The organism is Paenibacillus ginsengarvi, assembly GCF_003626695.1.
GTDB classification, from domain to species: domain Bacteria; phylum Bacillota; class Bacilli; order Paenibacillales; family NBRC-103111; genus Paenibacillus_AB; species Paenibacillus_AB ginsengarvi.
In genome coordinates, this window is the sequence record NZ_RBAH01000002.1 from 92,298 (window position 1) to 111,088 (window position 18,791).

Here is an 18,791-nt window from a genome sequence, read left to right on the forward strand (position 1 = left end):
GAGATTAACTTTTTGTTCTAATGAAATAAAAATACGGTTTTACAATATCTTTACCGCCAGTTAACAGAAAAAGCAGCTTGAGTTGCTATACTTTAAATGCCATTGGAGTGGTCATAGGGAGAAACTTTATTTCATCAACCGATCAAAGGGAGGCATTACGGAATGATTAACAAGAAGATGACGCTGTTGCTGGGTATGTCGATGATAGGGGCTGCGGTATTCGGCGGCTGCAGCAAGGACGGAACGGGCCAGAACGGGGATGGCGCCTCGAAGCCGGCATCCGCCAAGGCTGCGGATACGACTCCCGTTACACTCAAGTTTGCCGTCCATTTGCCGATCAACGAGGAGTTCAAGCAGCTGTATATCGAGCCGGTCACGAAGAAGTACCCGCATATTTCGTTCGAGTTTTTCGAGGCCAGCAACTTTAAGGCATACGACCAGCTCATCGCGTCCGGCGAAGTACCGGATCTCTACATCTCGTTTAACGGCAACATGCCGGGACTGAAGGAGCGGGCCATCAACATGGATATGAAGCCGCTGCTGCAAAGTCATCAAGTGGATTTGAAGCGGTTTGAGCAAAACTTTCTGGACGATATTCAGTATGCCGTTACGGAGAAAGGCGAACTATACGGCTTGCCGATTGAAACGGCGTTTCACGCCTTGTATTACAACAAAGATATTTTCGATAAATTCGGCGCCCCTTATCCGAAGGACGGCATGACGATGGAGGATGCTGTGGAGCTCGCCAAGAAAGTGACTCGGAACGAAAACGGCGTTCAGTACCGCGGCTGGGATTTCGGGAGTATCGTGAGAATGGCTCAGCCTCTCGGACTCGTCTATATCGATCCCAAGACAGAGAAAGCGGTAACCTCAAGCGAAAGCTGGAGACGCGTATTCGAGCTCGGGAAGCAGATTTATTCGATTCCCGGCAACGAACCGTCGAAAGATTCGAAGAAGAACGGATTAAACGGGTTTACGAAGGAACGGACGATTGCTATGCTGAATGAAACGAGCAAATTCTCGCAGCTGAAAGAGGCGGAGAAGGACGGGTTCAAATGGGATGTCGTCCAGCATCCGTTTTATGCGGATAAGCCGAATATTTACGGAAATTCGACCGTGTATATGATCGGAGCCGTTCCGACAACCAAACATATGGAGCAAGTGCTTCAGGTGATGGAGGTCCTGACATCCGATGAAGTGCAGATGAACGTTTCCAAGTCCGGCCGCATCTCGCCGCTCAAGAACGAGGCCGTGAAGAAAGCGTTCGGCCAGGGGGATCCTTCCTTGCAAAATAAAAACGTTGCCGGCATTGTGAAGGGCAACCCGGTCAAATACCCAGTCTACTTGTACAGAGAAATTGCCGAGCCGCTGACCAATACCAAGTTTAACGATTACATGAACCGATCGGACGATGTGCATACCATCTTGAGAGAATTGGATTATGAGATTAATCAGGCGGTCGCCACTCAGAAATAATAGAGGAGGAAAAAACGATGAGACTTTCAACGACGACAGGGACGTTCAGCCTGACTTTATCCGGGGGCTACACGCCGTATAAGGAGGCTATGAGAAGGCTGAAGGCAGTTGGCTATGATGTGCTGGACATTAACTTTTGCCGGGCGCTGACGGGCCAAACCGATCTGGTCCGCGACAACTGGGAAGCGTTGATGCACGAGCTGCGGGAGGAAGCCGAACGGCTTGGCGTCGATTTTACCCAATCGCATCCCGTGTTTTTGCCTGGGCATGTAAATCGTCAGCCGCCCGAGAGGCTGGAGGTTTACAACGAAATGATGCGCAGGTCCATCATTGCCAGCTCCATCCTCGGCGTAAAATGGGCGGTCGTTCACCCTCAGGAGGATCGAGAGACAACCGCATTGGACGTCGATGCCTGTATCAAGGACAATGTGGAGCACTTCGCGCCGATCGTCGAGCTGGCTGTCAAGCATAATGTCGGGATCGCCTTTGAAAATATGATCGAAGGCGAGTCGTCCAAGCGGCGGTTTGCCAGCCACGCAGCCGAGCTTGTACAAATGATCGACATCTGGGGCGATGCCCGGGTAGGCGCATGCTGGGATTTCGGCCACGCCAATTTCCTGTACAAGGATCAGCGCCCGGCACTGCGCACGCTCGGCAAACGACTGAAGGCGACTCATGTAAACGACAATTACGGCAAGTCGGATGAGCATATGTTTCCGTTTCACGGCAGCGTGGACTGGCATTCGATCATGCCGGTGCTTATCGAGATCGGTTACGAGGGCGATTTTACCTACGAAACGCACAAGGAATTTAACCGCTTGCCCGAAGCGCTCAAGGACCCTTTGGCGAAAATAGGGTACGACATCGGCTTGTATTGTCTAACGCTTGCGAAGTAGTAGAAAGCGCCTGGGATAGGGTAAGGAGAGAATATGTACTCTTAGAAAGCCGCGTATATCGCGGTTTTTCTCTTTTTCAGGCCCCGATTCCAGTAAAGTGAAGCTTTGAGTGCTCTAGTCGTGTTCCGGCAGCGATTTGCGATATTCGCCGGGAGACATGCCGCTATACTTTTTGAACGCCTTGGAGAAGGAAAACAAGTCCGGATATCCGACGGAAAGGGCGATCTCCGTCAATGTCCAGGAGCTTCGCGCGAGCATTTCCCGAGCCGCCGCCATCTTCAATTGCAGCACGTAGCTGCTCGGAGACGTTCCGTAAACCGAGCGAAATGTGCGGCTGAAATGGGCGCGGTCGACGCCTGCGAAGGAAGCTGCTTTTTCGATCGTTATGCCTTCGGCGTAATGCATCTCCAAATATTCGGCGCCCTTTTGCAGCCAGCTGTCTGTGCTTGCAGAGGCAGGTTTATCCGTTTTTGCCGCCGAATCGGCGAGAGCCCCGAAAACGTCGAACAAATGTGCAAGCTTGGTCAAATCCGACGCGTCGCGGCCTTTCGTTTGAACGAAACGGAAAAATGCGCCCAGCCGCAGCCGAACCTCCGGACGAACGACGTTTCGTGCATAGGGGACGTCGGGACGAATATGCAGCCGTTCCAGAACGGGCAGCGCTTTTTTGCCGTCGAAGGCAATCCAGACCAGCTTCAGCGGCTTTTCTGAATCGGTGAAGTATTCGTGCAGGCAGTGCGGAAACAGGCAAAACATATCGTTACGGCTCAGAGGATAACTGACGCCGCCTTGGGTGTAGGTGCCTTCACCTTCGAGAACGAAGTGCAGACTATAGTAAGGTGTCGTACGAGGACCAACGTGATAATGCGGTTTGGCTATGTTTTGCCCAAGCCTGATCGGCCATATGGCGTTCATCTTCTCGATCGCGGAAGGGGTGAAAAAGTATCGTTCCACATATTCGATAGGCTCATCTTGCAGCTCGACGGGTTCTTCCCGTATCGCGGCGTGTACCGGATGCATGTCCATCCCTCCCTTGCAAGAAAGTATAAGGGACGAGGGGCTAAGAGGACAAGTCATGTTTTGTTGCTCCAAAAGATCACAAAATGACAAATCAAGATTGACACAATATGATATGGACTCCTGCCGTGGCAACCTGTTATAGTCTATATATCCGATAAAACATAGTGAATTTGTTGGATTTAATCTGGCATCAAGGATGCCAACAACATCCGAATACCGAATGTCGACCATTCCAATGGGACATAGAACCGCCGAACCGGCGAGCCTATGTCTTTTTTGTATCCACTTTTACAGGAGGCTCAGTATGACTTCAAGCCAAGGAAGAAAACCGGAGGAAATGCGCTTGGGCGTCTTCCTCGATGCAGCCGGACATTACGCAAGCGCCTGGCGTCATCCTTCGACGCCGACGGATCGATTTTTCCGCCTGGAGTATTACCGGCAGCTCGCCAGAACGGCGGAGCGGGCCAAGCTGGACGTGGTATTTTTCTCCGACCGGTACGGTTTACCGGACCGATACGGCGACAGCTTCCGAGCGACGGTAACGGCTCTGCACTGCACCAAACTCGACCCTTTCACGCTGATCGCCGCTTTGTCCGGGGTGACGGAGCGGATCGGGCTTGCGGCCACCGTGTCGACGAGCTTCACTGAGCCTTTTCACGTGGCGCGCCAGTTCGCATCGCTCGATCTGCTGAGCGGAGGGAGATCGGCGTGGAACATCGTAACGTCCACGAGCGATGGCGAAGCCCGCAACTTCGGCGGCGAGCGTCTCCCCGATCACGACGCCCGATACGAGCGGGCCCGCGAATTTGTCGAGGTGGCCGGCGGGCTGTGGGACAGCTGGGAGAACGATGCGTTCGTTTTCGACAAGCAGGCGGGCGTATACGCGGAAGCGGACAAGGTGCATTACCTGCATCACCGCGGCAAGCATTTTCATGTTCGCGGCCCGCTGGACGTGCCCGGCTCCCCGCAAGGGCGGCCGGTGCTCATTCAAGCCGGTGCGTCCGAAGCTGGGCGCGACTTTGCAGCCGGAACCGCCGAAGTGATTTTCTCCGCCCAGCCGACGCTGGATGGAGCGCGATCGTTTTATGCGGATATGAAAGCGGGAGCCGCTTCATACGGCCGTTCTCCGGATGCCATCAAAGTGATGCCGGGGATGATGCCGATCGTAGCCGCAACCGAAGCGGAGGCCCGGGAGACGGAGGCGATGCTTGCGGAGTTTGCCGATCCGGTGGCTGGACTTGCGATATTGTCCGATCAGATCAATTACGATCTGTCCGTTCATCCGCTCGACGGACCGGTTCCGGAATTAAGCGAAGTGTCCGGGATGCAGAGCCGGCTTCAGCTCGTTGCGAAGCTGACGCGTTCCGATTCGCCGACGCTCAGGCAGCTCGGGCGATTTTACGGCGGCAGTCGACTGCACCGCAAAGTCGTCGGCACTCCGGTGCAGGTGGCCGACTTTATGGAGGAATGGTTCCGGCAGGAAGCTTGCGACGGCTTCAACATCATGCCGCCGTATTTACCGGACGGCCTGGATAAATTTACGGAACTTGTCGTTCCGGAGTTGCAAAATCGCGGACTGTTTCGAACCGAATACGATGGCTCGACACTTCGCGAGCATTTGGGCCTGCCGTGGCCTGCCGGGCGCAACCGCACATGAATAGCAGCTTACGACTAACAAACAGGAGGGCGTTACCTTTGGACAAACGATATGTGATATTCGGTACGCTGCTGCCGCTGCTTCTGACGGCCGCGGGCTGCTCGGATCAAAAGAACGGCTCGCCCGCCGCAGCCGATGCGAAATCTGAGCCAGCCCCGGTCACGCTTAACGCGCAGCTGTCTGCCGCCTATAAAGAGGTATTCACGAAATATATGGAGCCGGTGATCAAGGCGAAGCTGCCGTACATTACTTTACAGTATTTGGACGAAAAACCGACTTTGGAGGAGCGAATCGCTTCCGGCGATATACCGGATCTATTGCTTCCGAACGGAAATTTGCGGCCGATTATCGACGTCAACCTGCAGTACGATCTGACCGAGATGATCAAAACGTACAAATTCGATTTGTCCAAGCTCGACCCGACATTGATCGACAGTATCAAGGCGTATGGCCCGAAGGGTGAGATTTACGCTCTGCCCGGCGATCGCAGCGTTAAAATTTTGCTGTACAATAAAGACCTTTTCAACAAATTCAATGCTCCTTATCCGAAGGACGGCATGAGCTGGGAGGACATTATCGCGCTGGCCCGGAAGCTGACCCGGACGGAGAACGGCGTGAGCTACTATGGACTGAACCCGGCGGGTTACGGCAACCTGAAGTCGCAGCTTCAGCTCCCGGTTTTCGGTAAAGACGACAAGCCGCAGCTATCGACGCCGGACTGGCAAAAACTCGCCGCCACCTGGAAGGCGATCTACGAGATTCCCGGAAACCGGACGACAGCCAACGCCCGAGATCTGTTCTCCAAAAATCAGAATACGGCGATGCTGCTGAACAATTCGTCCTGGCTGCTTCGCAATCCGGTCGCAGGGCTCGACTGGGACTATGTGGTGGCGCCGACCTTCGATAACAAGCTTGTGCCCGACCTGCTCGGATCGATGCTGTCGATCGCGGCGACGAGCAAAAATAAAGATGCGGCCTTTCAGGTGATCGCGCTGTATTATTCGGACGAGGTGCAATCGGCGATTGCCCGCGATGCGGCGCTTGTCGTAGGCTCCAGCTTGCCGGAAATCCAGAAGCTGTACGGGACGAACACGGCCAGCTCGACAGGCAAAAACGTGCAGGCGGACTTCTCCGGGAAAGCCGCTGTCAAAGTGATCGAGCCTTACGATTACGTTGCCTCTCCCATACTGAATCAAGCGTTTAACGATATAGCGGACGGGAAAAAAGATATCAACACGGCGCTGCGCGAGGCCGAGGAGCAGATTAATCTCAAAGTTCAGGAAGAAAAAACGAAGAAGCAGAAATAACGGAACGGAGTTGAAGGAATTGATCCGATTTGCCGCCCATTTGGAAATGAATTTCGGTCCCGGGGTGCCGTTTCACGATCGGTGGAGAGCCGCTAGACGCAGCGGATTCCGCGGATGCGAATTCGTATGGAGAAACGTCGAGCTGCCTGCCGCCGCGGAGCTGCAAAAAGCGGAGCCTCTTGCCGTGAGTTGCTTGGGCGGCACGACCGGGGCGGCTGCGGGCGCGCGTCCGGTGCTGATTCTCCCCGAAGACCGGGATCGGCTTATGAAGGATGTCGAGACGGCGACCGCTTATGCGCGCGAGTTGTCGTGCCGCAACTTGGTCATGGTGTCCGGTAACATGATCCGCGACTGGAGCGTCGAGAAACATCGGGAGGAAGCCGTCCGCTCGCTGCGATCGATCGCTCCGATACTGGAGGAAGCCGGAGTAACGGCACTGATCGAGCCGCTGAACAGCAAAATCGACCATAAAGGCGTTTATTGCGATACTTCAGCGGAAGGGTTCCGGATCGTTGAACAAACCGGAAGCCCGAACGTGAAGCTGCTGTACGACGCGTACCATATGCAGGTCATGGGCGAACCTATCGTCCGCACGATTCGCGAGCGATCCGGCCTTATTGGCTATTACCATCTCGCCAAGGTGCCGGGGCGTACCGAGCCGATCGGCGGCGAAATCGACGTTCCCGCTTTTCTCGAAGCGGTTGCGGATACCGGCTACGACGGCTTCGTCGGGCTTGAATATAAGCCGTCCGGCGACTACAGGGACGTATTTCGGCGTCTTTCCGACGCATATCCCGAACAGATCGACGGACAAGATCCGATCGATGAGAACTACCGATAAACAGAAGGAGGTGCAGGTTTCGTCATGAGTTCGCCGCAGATTGCGATTCAGGCAAGACTATGGGGTTTGGAACAGCTTCATACGACGTATCCGTCCATTTTCGATAAGGCGTGGAGCTGCGGGTATGTGGGCGTGGAAAGCCGCATCTCGCTGCTTGACGACATGGACAAGCTGCAAACGTATTTGTCATCGACGCCGCTGAAGCTTGCCGGCTTGCATGCGAACTTGAAACAGTTCGATCCGCAAGCGAACGGTTCTATCGATATCGACGCATTACTGGATAATATGAACAAGCTGGGCGCCGAATTTTTGCTCGTAAGCTTCGGCAAACAAAAGGAATACGACCGCTGGTTCGAGCTTGCCGGAACTATGGCGCAGACGTGCGCGAAACGCAATGTCGTTTTTTGCTACCACAACCACGCTTGGGAATTCGAGCACGCTCCGTTTTTTGACGATCTGACCGGAGTATACGGAGTGCCGCTGGCAGCCGACTTGGCATGGATCTGGAGGGCCGGCCGCGATCCGGCGCAGTTCCTCGACCGGTATGCGCCGTATATTCGTTACATTCACGTCAAAGATGCGACCTCTGATGGCAACTGGAAGGAGCTTGGCCGCGGGGAAGTCGAACTGCCGAATGCGCTTCGGCGCGCAGCCGCTTTGAATTTGCCGTGGTGGACCGTGGAGCAGGACGACACTGACCAAGACCCGAGCGTCAGCGCCGGCATCAGCCGTACGTACTTGCGCGACCACTTCGGCTTATAGCGATATTGACGCACGAACAAACGTGCCCAAAGAAACGGAGGCTGTCATGGACAGATTCAAAATTGCGGTTATAGGCGCAGGGGACATGGGGGGCAACCATGTCAGAGGATGGATTTCCGCCGGACATCACGTCGTATCGGTAACTGATACGGATAAGATCAGAGCCGACAAATTGGCGCTTCGATACAACGTCGGAGCCGTATACGGCGATTACAAGGAAGCGATCGACGACCCGCAGGTGGACATCGTCTCCGTCTGCCTGCCGCTCGTCCTGCACGCGCCTGTAACGGTGTATGCTGCCGGCAGGGGCAAACATATTTTTTGCGAGAAGCCGCTCGCCTCGTCGCGGGAGGCGGCCGAAGACATGCAGCGGGCGGTCGAGTTAGCCGGAGTCCGGTTCGGCATCGGCTTCCAGCGCAACTTTTCCGAAGGCGTCGGTTTGGTCCGGCAGTGGGCGGACGAAGGCCGCTTCGGTTCTCCGCTTGTATTCAGCTCGGATCTGATGCAGGAGGTGCGGCCGAAAATCGCCATGCACGACGCGAGAGGGAACCAAGGGCCTGTCGTGGACGCTTGCTGCCATTACTTTCTAATGTGGCAGACCGTATTCGGCTCGAAGCCGAAAAAGGTATATGCGAGCGGACGCATCTTGGGCAAGGACCGTCCGGAAATCGCCCATTTCGAGGAGCTGGCGGTCGACACGGCTGTCATTACGGTGGAGTACGAGTCGGGCGATATCGGAACGATGAACGTTTCGTGGGGCTTGGCGAAAAAAAGCCCGATCCGCGGCAGGCCGGACCGCATCTATGGACCGAAAGGCGGGGCCGAAGGGCCGTTTAATTCGTTTGGCCGCTCGACTGTATCCTTCGAATTGTACGAAGGCAGCAGTACGGCTACGGTAACAGTCGAGCAGCCGGATTTGTTCAGCAAGCAGTTCACTATATTTGCAGAAGCGGTCCGGGAAGGCAAACCGGCTCCAGTCGGTTTCCGGCAAGGGCTGGATATGCTCAGGCTGTCTCATGCCGTGCTCGAATCGGCCAAAACCGGCAACATCGTCCATTTGGACTAACGGATCACGGGGAGGGGCAGTCGGTGAAAATCGGATTTTACCATTCATGCTACAACCATTGGAATTTGCTGAAAACGTTCGAGTGGGCGCACCGAAACGGCTTCTCGGGCATCGAGCTGCATGGCGGGCCGAAATATCCGTTTGCGAATTGGAACGAATGGGCTAAGGGGGAAAACTGCTCGGAGCTGCTTTCGCTGCGGGAGAAGTACCAAATGCCGATTACGGGCATTATGTTCGGAGCGCTGCCCTTTTTGTCTCCCGATACGGAGCAGCGCAAACTAGCCGTGGACAGCATCAAATGTTTGCTGCGAGCAGCCGTTCACCTGGACATTCCGGTCGTCTCCACCTTTACGGGCAGAGACCCTTCACTGACAATCGAGGAAAACGTACCGCTGATCGAACAGGTTTTTCCGGAAATCGTCGACTATGCCGAGTCGTGTAACGTAACGCTTGCGTTCGAAAACTGCCCGATGTATGAATACTGGCCGCAGGCGCACAATATCGCCGTTTCTCCGGCACTCTGGCGCGAACTATTTGACCTGCTGCCGTCGAACAAAATCGGGCTCAATCTCGATCCGTCCCATCTGGTGTGGCAGGGGATCGACTATGTGCAGGCGGTTTACGATTTTCGCGACAAAATTGCGCTCGTTCAAGCAAAAGATACCGAATTGCTTCCTCGAGTGCTGCGAACGGAAGGGATGATGACCTGCAAATGGTGGAGGCATCGTATCCCGGGGCAAGGGGACGTCGATTGGAACCGATTTATCGGCGCGCTGCACGATATCGGCTATGACGGAATCATCAGCATCGAGCATGAAGATCCGATCTGGTCGGATAGCGACGCGAACATCGAAAAAGGGCTGCTCCTGGCCAAAAGTCATCTGGAGCAGTTCGTATAGGCTGCCGGGCGTCTGGATGCCAGTCAGCTTCTGGGCGCCCACAGCATGATAGACACGCCGATCAGGCATACGGCGGCACCGATCCAGTCGTACAGATCCGGCGTTTTTTTGTCGACAAGCCATCCCCACAATACCGCGAGAATAATAAAGACGCCTCCATAGGCCGCGTACACTCTTCCGAACGACGGAAAGTTTTGCAAGGTCGGAATGATGCCGTACAGAACCAGGATCAAGCTGCCAAGAATGCCGTACCAAACGGGCTTCGCTTCTCTCAGCCACAGCCATACCAAATATCCTCCGCCAATCTCGGCTAGCCCGGCGAGTACAAAAATAATGATTGAAAACAGCAAATGAAAACGACGCTCCTTCCCGATATTCCGTAATCGCTACGCAAAATTATAGCTCTCGGCGGATGAACGGGCAATGGGGCGTCGATTTTAGCGGTTGACTAAGCTCCAATCTTCCACCCGGAAACTGGCCGGACAAATACCGTTCGTTTCGTCCGGCGGCTTCCTCATGCGTGCTGCCTGCACGCGACGTATCGGGTTGCTTTGCGCCTACACGCCGCTGTCGGTAAACCAGTCGCCGACAGCCGATACGATTTCCCATTTCAGGTCGGCACGTCCCCGCAACGTTATCGTGCTGCCGGGGATAGAGCAGGCGATGTAGGAACGGGAGCCGACCGGTGTCAGCAGATCGCCGGCAGCGGCGGCTTGCAGCGCCATCCGGTGCGCGGCATCCACGATAAACGTATAGGCGATCTCCGCCTTTGGAACCGGCAGGGTGAGCGTGATATCTGCAGGAGCCGGCCGATTCGTGACGGCTGCTCCGAGCCAGTTATAAGACACCGCAGCGGAAGCGGCGGCCGTTTGGCGCGGCTGCGGATGGTTGACGGCGGTGACGCGCTCCGCCACCGAATCGATCAGATACGTGTTCTGGCTGCCGCCGATCGTCGTACAGTTGAAAAACCGCACATCGCTGATCTTTTGCGCAGAACGCTTTTTCAGTGCAAAGCCATGCTTGACGAGCGGGATTGCCCTTGTATCGATGGACAGGCAGTCGATCATCTCTACATTGCCGATCGAAACTCTGGGTTTCGAGGTGGCGCAAGTGACGACGAAGGAAGCGCTGAAGCCATAAATGCTGTCCGGCTCCTGGGTCGTCTGGCAGTTGATTGCCCGGCAGCGAATATAGGTACGGCGCAAGCTGTCGGAGGAGTTCCCGATATCCCAAAATCCGGAGGATTGGGCTTCTTCCGCTATGCAATCGATCAAACGAAACTCTCCCTGCGGCGCGTTGACGCCTTCTCCCGCAGAATTGATCGTAAAGCCGTAAAGGTTGCCTCGTGTCGTACAATCCTCGAATGTCACATCCATAAGCGGGGACAGCCGGGTCGGCTTGAGCAGCGCAGTCAGAAAACCGGGACCGGCATTGCCTTCGGCCAAGCAGTTCTTGAAACGGATGCGGCGCAGCGGCTGGCTCTGGCCGTTCGGCTCCAGATCGACGCCCGCTTCCGGGGCGGTGCCTTTCGTATTCGTAAACCGGCAGTTTTCCACCAGCAGGCCGTCCGCGGAAATGACCGACAAGCCTTGCCGCCGGTTGTTATCCGCTAAGCAGTCTCGCAGGATAATATCTTTGCAAGCGCCGTAGCCGGCGGTCACTTCATAAACGCCAACATAAAAACCGTCTCCGCCGCTGTCATTGCAGTTCAGGTTCTCGATCACTACGTTGCGCGATCCGCTGATGTCGACGCAGTGGGCTTGTTCGCCGCTCGTATAGGCGGCCTTGTTCATGCGCAAAGTGGCCCCGTTTCCGCGGATAACGACGTTTTCCACCATTTTCAAGCGAAGGAGACGCTCGTAAGGCGCAGATCGGCTAAGGGTATCGACCGCCTGAATAATCGCCCCGCTTTCGAGTTCAATCGTAGTATTGCTTGCGACATACAGTTGACCGGTCAAGTAATACGGCCCGTGCTGCTTGGGAATATACAAGGTCTTGCCTGCGGCGGCATCGAGAGCCGCTTGAAAGGCCGCAGTGTTGACGGTGACACCGTCGCCTTTGGTCCCGAACCAGGAGGCCGAGAGCACGTCGGACAGATGGCGCTTGAAACGCGCGCCGCCTCCGGAGACGAGAACCGTGCCGGTATTGTCGGCCGAAGCGCTGTCCAGCGGATCATAGCTGAAAAAGCCCTCCTGCCCGGGATCGGTCACATAATAGACGATGTCGGGATCCGGTGATGCCAGCGTGCGCAGGTCGCTGATTGTGGTCAGGAAACAGCAGCCGGATGCAAATGGAACGCCATGTTTTTTCCGGGAGGAGTCGTTGTACACATCCGCCCAGACGCTGCGGCCGTTTTCGCCATTCCACAGCATAACGGAGGTGGCGGCAAGTCCGGTTGCGCCGAAGCCCGCCAGCAGCTTGCGGCGGCTGAGCTTTGGCGGGGCGTTGAAAGCCCCGTCGGTGTCAGGGGACAAGGACGGTTGGGCTGTAAACACGGCTTGTTGGTCATCCAGTGGGGGTTGACGATAATCGGACATTTTTGACGCCTCCCAGGGTATAGTTTGATATTGTTTAACGCGATTCTTATTTTCCTTTTCCTGCCGTTCGCTCGGCAATCGCCTTGTTGATCGCTTCTTCGGCTTGGCGCAGCCCGGTATTGATGTCGATTTCATTACTCACGACGCGGGTCAGCGCATCGTTTATCGCCGGCAGCGTCAGATCGTTGTTCGGATGCGGCGGGATAGGTTCGGCAAATCGGCTTTTGAATACCGCTTTAATGTTTTTGCCCTGCATCGATTTCATCGTATGGCCGTACAATTCTTTGATCGCAGGGTCTTGAAGCGCGGTATAGCGGCCAAAGTCGGTTATTTTTCGCTGAATTTCCGATGAGGTCAGCAGCTCGATCACCCGAAACGCCTCTTCCTTGTGTTTGCCAAGCGAGGACAACATCAGGAAATGGCCGGAGGAGGCAACGGTCACATTCGGCTTCTCTTTAAAGCTTGGAAACTGAGTGACGTCCCAGGCGAAATCCTGCGGAGTGCCGTACAGCTTCTCCAGAGCGGCAAAGCGGGCGTCATAACTGATGGCCATGGCGACATTCTGGTCTTTGAGGAAGCCGTTGTTCAGTGTAGCCGCCGCGGAGGCGTCTTTGTTGCCCGGAAGGTCGTTGAACGCCTTGTAGAGCTCGAAAAGCGACTTCCAGCCTTCTTGAGAAGTTATGCTCGCTTTTCCGGTAGCCTGATCGATGCGGGGCAGGCTAAGCTGAGAAGAGACGTCGCCGATGCCTTGAATGAACGCGCCGCGGTATTGAACGCCGTCTGAAGTGCGGGATACGCTTTTGGCGATATTTAGCGCATCCTCCCATGTCATGCCTTCCTTCGGATAGGGCTGTCCGAATTTATCGAAAATCTCTTTGTTGTAGAAGGTTGCCGTAAAATTGAGCGAGAATGGCAGCGCATACAAGTTGCCGCTTCCGGAATAGGCACAGGCGGTAGCGATAGCCCCCGGGTCGAAGCGCTGCAGGTCGAACTTGTTACGTTCAATCATCGGATTCAGGTTTTCCACCGTTTGAAGCTCGCGGTGACTAGTGATGCGCGGGTAGGTGCCGAAGATCAGATCGGGAAAGTCGCCGGAGGCGAGCAACTGCTGTACGCCCTCGTCTCCCTTGCCGTTGACCGTGAGCTCGACCGTAATGTGCGGGTATTTGGCGGTAATCGGTTCTGCGATCAATGTCTGGAATTCCTCTTTGGTAATCGTTGCACCGTCCTGCAGCATGAGCAGCTTGACGGGCGCGGGCGGCGCTTTAGATTCGGCAGGAGGCGGGGAGGACGACGGATCGGCCGAGCCTGCTAACGGTGCGTCGTTTTGGCCGCAGGCTGACAGAACGGCAATGGTTGTTGCGATCGAGATTAGCTGCATGGGACGGGATGGGAAAGACAAGATGAACACCCTCTTTTTTGTTTTTATTGTATACGCTTTCGCACAAGCCCATCTTAGGGGAAATCAACAAGTCATTTCTAGTTTAAAATATGCTGAAAAAATGAATTTTTAAAAATACAAAAGGCTTTGGAGTAAGGTGAAACCCGCGACCGGAGCGAATCAAACGATTGACAGCCGGAAAGGGCGATGCTACTCTATTTGCAGAATATATAGAATTTATATAGAAACTATTTTAAATAAATAAACGATGCGATGTTGAGAAGTCAGTGTGCCATTGCTACATTTGACGCTGTTCCGTGAACGCGAAAGGAGAAGAACAGTCGATGCGCAAGAAGAAGGCGATTACACTTCAACATATTGCTGATGCGGCAGGGGTATCGGTCCAGACGGTCTCCAAGGCGCTGCGGGGATTGACCGGTGTATCGGAGCAGGAGCGGCACCGGTTGTTTTATATGGCCCAACAGATGGGATATGCCAGCAAAGCACAGGAGCGCGCACAGACGGTTGAGCAAATTCCGCTGCATAGCAGCAAGCCGTACCGGTTCAAATTGATTCTTCCTTCCCGCAGCAGCAAAGCAAACTTGATGAATCCGCTGCTGGCCGAGGGGCTTCAACAAAAAATGACTTTGCTTGGACATACCGTGGAGCAATTGGCTTTGCCAGCCGAAGGTAAGCTGTCGGTTGAAGCCTGGGCCCGGCTTCATCAGCTTGAACATTACGATGGGCTCTTTCTGGCACCGATGCTGGATAAGGAATCGTTGGAGGCGATACTTCAATATTCGGTCCCGCAGATTCTGATTTATTTCGTAAAGCCGGGCATGCGAGCGGATAGCGTCATATGGGATGTGGGAGCGGCGGTCAGACAGTCCGTGGAGTATCTCGTCCAGCACGGTCATCATCGCATTTTGTATATTGGCGATTATTTGGAGGAGTGGCGGGGGTTCGTCTTGCGCTGGGATGCCTTCGTCATGACGATGCGGGAATACGGGCTTACGGCTGCGCGGGAAGATCATATGCTTCGGGTGCGGACGACGGATCGCCGCAGCAATATGGACGAGTTTGCGTACATGGTGCGCAAGATGAACATTACGGCTGTATTATGCGGCGTCAATTACCACTTGTCTTGGATTTACCGGGCCTGTGCGGAGAACGGGATACGGATCCCGGAGCATTTGTCGCTGATTAGTCTGGAAAACACAACGAATCCGTCCTGGCCGGAACTGTCGCGGCCGAAGCTGCGGATTCGCGAGGCGGGAGCCCGCGCTGCGGAACGGATGCTTTGGCGGATCGCCAACCCGAACGCGCCTTACGAGCACACCATGCTGCAAGGAGATTTTGTACCAGGCAAAACGGTCATGTCGCTTTAGTGCCGGAGTCTTAACCGACTTCGGTTTTTTTGCGCTTTTTTCCTAGTTGCGCTCTCGGATGTTTAGTCCGGTTCGGGAGGGCTTAAGTAGGATTATAGGGAGGAGAGCCGTTATTTACAAAATCCTTTCATTTGGGCATAAAAAAATCGTGTTAGAATGAGGGCGATCTGATCACGACACAGTGCATCGTGACCGGAAACAAAGGAGGAAGATCATGGGAATGAGATCAGGCTGGAAGTCAACATGGTTAAAGGTCGCACTTGCGCTGTCGGTCGCCTTACCGATCCAGAGCTTGCTCTCCGGCGGGTGGTCGGAAGTTCGGGCCGAAGGGCCGAGCGATCCGGCGCCGTACATCGAGGCCAAGGTCGTCAATGGGAACGCCGGCAAAAAGATACTGTTCGACAATACGCACGAGCAGACGGCCGGAGCCGCAGACTGGGTCATCGACGGCGGGTTTTCGGATTTTGCCAATGCCCTTGCGAACAACGGCTACTACGTCAAGGAGCTTCGCAAATCGGGGCTGATCGAGCTGGCCGATTTGAACGATTACGACGTATTTGTCGTGGCTGAATCGAACGTTCCCTATAAGACGAGCGAACAGCGGGCGATGAGGCAATACGTCCAGAACGGCGGCAGCATCTTCTTCATAGCCGACCATTATAATGCGGACCGCAACAAAAACCGGTGGGACGGCTCCGAGGTGTTTAACGGTTATCGGCGCGGAGCGTGGAACGATCCGGCAAAAGGAATGAGCGCAGAAGAGAAGAACTCGGCGGCGATGCAGGACGTCGTCAGCTCCGACTGGCTGGCCACTAATTTCGGTGTGCGCTTCCGGTACAATGCGCTTGGCGACATTAACGCCAATCAAATCACCCGTCCGGATCAGGCGTTCGGCATTACGGAAGGCGTCTCCAGCGTAGCGATGCATGCCGGTTCCACCTTGGCGATTCTCGATCCGACAAAAGCCAAAGGCATCGTCTATTTGCCGCAGACGAACGATGCTTGGGCGAACGCCGTCGACCAAGGCATTTACAACGGCGGTGGCGTCGCAGAAGGCCCGTATGTGGCGGTGGCCAAATCGGGCGCGGGCAAAGCCGCTTTCATCGGCGATTCGTCGCCGGTGGAAGACGCGACGCCGAAATATTTGCGTGAGGATACCGGCGCTAAAAAAACGACCTACGACGGCTTCAAGGAACAGGACGACGGCAAGCTGCTCGTGAATATGGTGAACTGGCTGTCCAACAAGGAAAGTTATACGAGCTTGACCGAAGTAAGCGGACTTCAGCTCGATCAACCGACTGCCCTGCTGCCTTTCGAAGAACCGACTGCGTCGACCGAGCCGCAGCCCGAGCCGTGGGCGGCGCCAAACGCCGGATACAAATGGTACGACCGGAACACGTTCAAGCCGGGCTCGTACGGAAGCTCGGCGGTCGCCGCCAATCCGGTGTACAGCTTTGTGCATCAGGCTACGCTGCCTAACGCGGAGGAGTTTCAGATTCGCGTCGCGGCCGATCAGCTTGCTCCAAACACAACCGTGAGCGGCTTTAGCGCGGGTATTTATTTAACTGGAGGTACTCAGGTGGCGATGGTACGGAATGCGGACGGCACATGGCCGGCATCGTACGGCTACAGCTCGGCGTTCAGTCTGACCGCCGACCAGAACGGTCATGCGTTTGCGGATTTAACCGTACGCATCAAGCCTGGTACGTCGGGCGCAGCAAGCCTGCGGCTTCGCCAAAACGGCAACAATTTGAAAACCGATGCGGTTACACTGGCAAACGTGCCGGCCGAACCTTTGCCGGAGGTGCCGGACCCGATCCCGGCGGCTATTCCTGTAACCCAGGCTCGGTCGAAACCTTCCGGAACGCTCGTCACAGTTGAAGGTGTCGTGACGACGGAACCGGGCTCGTTTGGCGGCCAATCGTTTTATTTGCAGGATGCTTCCGGCGGCTTGTACGTATTTCAGAGCTTAAGCGGGTTTCATCTTGGGGACCGGCTGAAGGTAACCGCCTCGACGGCACTTTACAATACGGAGATGGAGCTTGAAAATCCGATTCAGATCGTCAAAACAGGCACAGCGGCTCTTCCCGTTCCGGCTGTCGTCTCCACGATCACGGACGGCAATCAAGGCCAGCTCGTGGAGCTTCGCGATGTGACGATCCAGAATATCATCTCCGCGACTCCGGCGGGATCGTTCGAGTTCGATGCGGTTAACGGAGTCAGCAACCATGTTCGCGTAGATGCCCGCACAGGTTTGACGCAAAGCGATTTTCCTTTTGCCGCCGGCCAAAAAACGAGCATAACAGGCGTTGCCTCCATATTCAAAGGCGTGTATCAGCTGAAGCCGCGGGGGATTCAAGATTTCGCCGCTCCGGCCGATACAGAAGCTCCCGTCACGACAGCCGTTTTGTTGTCCAGCCCGAACGGAGCAGGATGGTTCAATCAAGAAGTTACGGTAGTATTATCGGCGACCGACAATTCCGGGCAGCCTGTCACTACCCGTTATGCGGTAGACGGAGTGACGGAAGCGACTTATTCGCAACCGATCCGTTTAGCGGCAGATGGCATTCATACAATCTCTTATTACTCGGTTGATGCGGCCGGCAACACGGAAGCGGCCAAAACGCAACAAGTGAAGCTGGACCGCACGGCTCCGGCGGTTGAGCTTACAAATGCCGGACGTCCTGTCGCTGATGTTCCGATGCAGGAAACACTGAAGTTTGAAGTAACCGGCACGGACAATTTGTCCGGTGTGGCCTCGAAAAGTCTGATGCTGGACGGCAAAGAAATCGGCATCGGGCAAACGATCAAAGCGTCCGACCTCGGCTCGGGCACCCATACGGTGACGGCCCGTGTTACGGATGCGGCAGACAACTCCGCAGAGCGTTCTTATTCATTCCAGGTGCTGGTCGAACAAGGTCCGGCAACGGGTAAGCCTGGCAAGCCGGTACTTTCGGATGACAGCGGACAGTCGAACGGACTTCGCGACGGCAACTTTACGATTAAAATGAACATGTGGTGGGGCAATAACGGTACGGTGCTCAAGCTGTACGAAAATGGCACCCTTGTGGCTACGATGGACTTAAAGGACGCTTCTCCTGCTTCCCAGGAAGCGAAGATAGCGATTCGCGGCAAAACAAACGGCACCTATACGTACACATGTGAGCTGACTAACCGTTTCGGAACGACTTCGTGCGATCCGCATGTCGTTCGCATTACGGACGCTGCTCCAGGCAAGCCGGTGTTGTCCCAAGATAACTGGGACGGAGACGGCCGTTATACGGTCACGATGAACATGTGGTGGGGGACGAACGCAACCGAGTACCGTTTGTACGAAAACGATAAATTGATCGACAACCGAAGCTTGAAGGCCTCTTCGCCGAACGCGCAGTCGATGGTGACGGCGATCGAAGGAAGGGCGGTCGGCACCTACGAATACCGCTGCGAGCTTGTTAATGCGGGGGGCGTAACAACAAGCGATAAGATCGTCGTAAAAGTCGTGAAGTAAGAAAAGCTTCGATGTGATAGAGGAGCTTTCGCTTCCGTTATCGTTGTCTCAGC

Annotated in this window: 14 protein-coding genes; 10 read left to right on the forward strand and 4 right to left on the reverse strand. The window is 55.2% G+C overall.

Features of this window, described 5'->3' with window-relative positions; translation table 11 throughout:
• Positions 1-162: 162 nt before the first annotated feature.
• On the forward strand, positions 163-1,476 hold the full coding sequence (locus tag D7M11_RS03660; RefSeq protein WP_120745811.1) for an ABC transporter substrate-binding protein: 1,314 nt from the start codon (positions 163-165) through the stop codon (positions 1,474-1,476).
• Positions 1,477-1,493: 17 nt separating this feature from the next.
• A complete protein-coding gene (locus D7M11_RS03665) occupies positions 1,494-2,372 on the forward strand; it encodes a sugar phosphate isomerase/epimerase family protein (protein ID WP_120745812.1) in 879 nt (292 codons plus the stop codon).
• Positions 2,373-2,486: 114 nt separating this feature from the next.
• Here D7M11_RS03665 and D7M11_RS03670 read toward each other — a convergent pair whose 3' ends face one another.
• Positions 2,487-3,392 carry a helix-turn-helix transcriptional regulator gene (locus D7M11_RS03670; RefSeq protein ID WP_120745813.1) on the reverse strand — a complete coding sequence of 302 codons (906 nt, stop codon included), beginning with the start codon at positions 3,390-3,392 and terminating at the stop codon, positions 2,487-2,489.
• A 304-nt stretch (positions 3,393-3,696) separates the two neighbouring features.
• On the opposite strand from D7M11_RS03670, the gene D7M11_RS03675 reads away from it, so the two are divergent.
• Genes D7M11_RS03675 through D7M11_RS03700 form a run of 6 tightly spaced genes read left to right on the forward strand, consistent with a single transcriptional unit; the run spans position 3,697 to position 9,924 of the window.
• On the forward strand, positions 3,697-5,049 hold the full coding sequence (locus D7M11_RS03675) for an LLM class flavin-dependent oxidoreductase (protein ID WP_120745814.1): 1,353 nt from the start codon (positions 3,697-3,699) through the stop codon (positions 5,047-5,049).
• Positions 5,050-5,087: 38 nt separating this feature from the next.
• On the forward strand, positions 5,088-6,356 hold the full coding sequence (locus D7M11_RS03680; protein WP_158606411.1) for an ABC transporter substrate-binding protein: 1,269 nt from the start codon (positions 5,088-5,090) through the stop codon (positions 6,354-6,356).
• 10 nt (positions 6,357-6,366) lie between these two features.
• Positions 6,367-7,197 (forward strand): hydroxypyruvate isomerase family protein, encoded by an 831-nt coding sequence (locus D7M11_RS03685; protein WP_120745816.1) that lies wholly within the window; start codon positions 6,367-6,369, stop codon positions 7,195-7,197.
• Positions 7,198-7,221: 24 nt separating this feature from the next.
• Entirely contained in the window at positions 7,222-7,959 is a 738-nt protein-coding gene (locus D7M11_RS03690) for a sugar phosphate isomerase/epimerase family protein (RefSeq protein ID WP_120745817.1), read from the forward strand.
• 46 nt (positions 7,960-8,005) lie between these two features.
• Entirely contained in the window at positions 8,006-9,025 is a 1,020-nt protein-coding gene (locus tag D7M11_RS03695; RefSeq protein WP_120745818.1) for a Gfo/Idh/MocA family protein, read from the forward strand.
• A gap of 23 nt (positions 9,026-9,048) precedes the next feature.
• Entirely contained in the window at positions 9,049-9,924 is an 876-nt protein-coding gene (locus tag D7M11_RS03700) for a sugar phosphate isomerase/epimerase family protein (RefSeq protein ID WP_120745819.1), read from the forward strand.
• Between the two features lie 23 nt (positions 9,925-9,947).
• On the opposite strand, the gene D7M11_RS03705 is transcribed toward D7M11_RS03700, so the two are convergent.
• The 3 genes from D7M11_RS03705 to D7M11_RS03715 form a co-directional block, all read right to left on the reverse strand.
• Entirely contained in the window at positions 9,948-10,274 is a 327-nt protein-coding gene (locus D7M11_RS03705) for a YnfA family protein (protein WP_120745820.1), read from the reverse strand.
• A gap of 207 nt (positions 10,275-10,481) precedes the next feature.
• On the reverse strand, positions 10,482-12,461 hold the full coding sequence (locus D7M11_RS03710; protein WP_158606412.1) for a right-handed parallel beta-helix repeat-containing protein: 1,980 nt from the start codon (positions 12,459-12,461) through the stop codon (positions 10,482-10,484).
• Between the two features lie 46 nt (positions 12,462-12,507).
• Positions 12,508-13,842, reverse strand: coding sequence for an ABC transporter substrate-binding protein (locus D7M11_RS03715; protein WP_120745822.1), 1,335 nt, complete (start codon positions 13,840-13,842; stop codon positions 12,508-12,510).
• Between the two features lie 317 nt (positions 13,843-14,159).
• Between D7M11_RS03715 and D7M11_RS03720 the strand changes: the two genes are divergently transcribed.
• Positions 14,160-15,230, forward strand: a complete 1,071-nt coding sequence (locus D7M11_RS03720; protein WP_193556096.1) for a LacI family DNA-binding transcriptional regulator — start codon at positions 14,160-14,162, stop codon at positions 15,228-15,230.
• Positions 15,231-15,444: 214 nt separating this feature from the next.
• On the forward strand, positions 15,445-18,738 hold the full coding sequence (locus tag D7M11_RS03725; RefSeq protein WP_120745824.1) for an OmpL47-type beta-barrel domain-containing protein: 3,294 nt from the start codon (positions 15,445-15,447) through the stop codon (positions 18,736-18,738).
• Positions 18,739-18,791 lie beyond the last annotated feature (53 nt).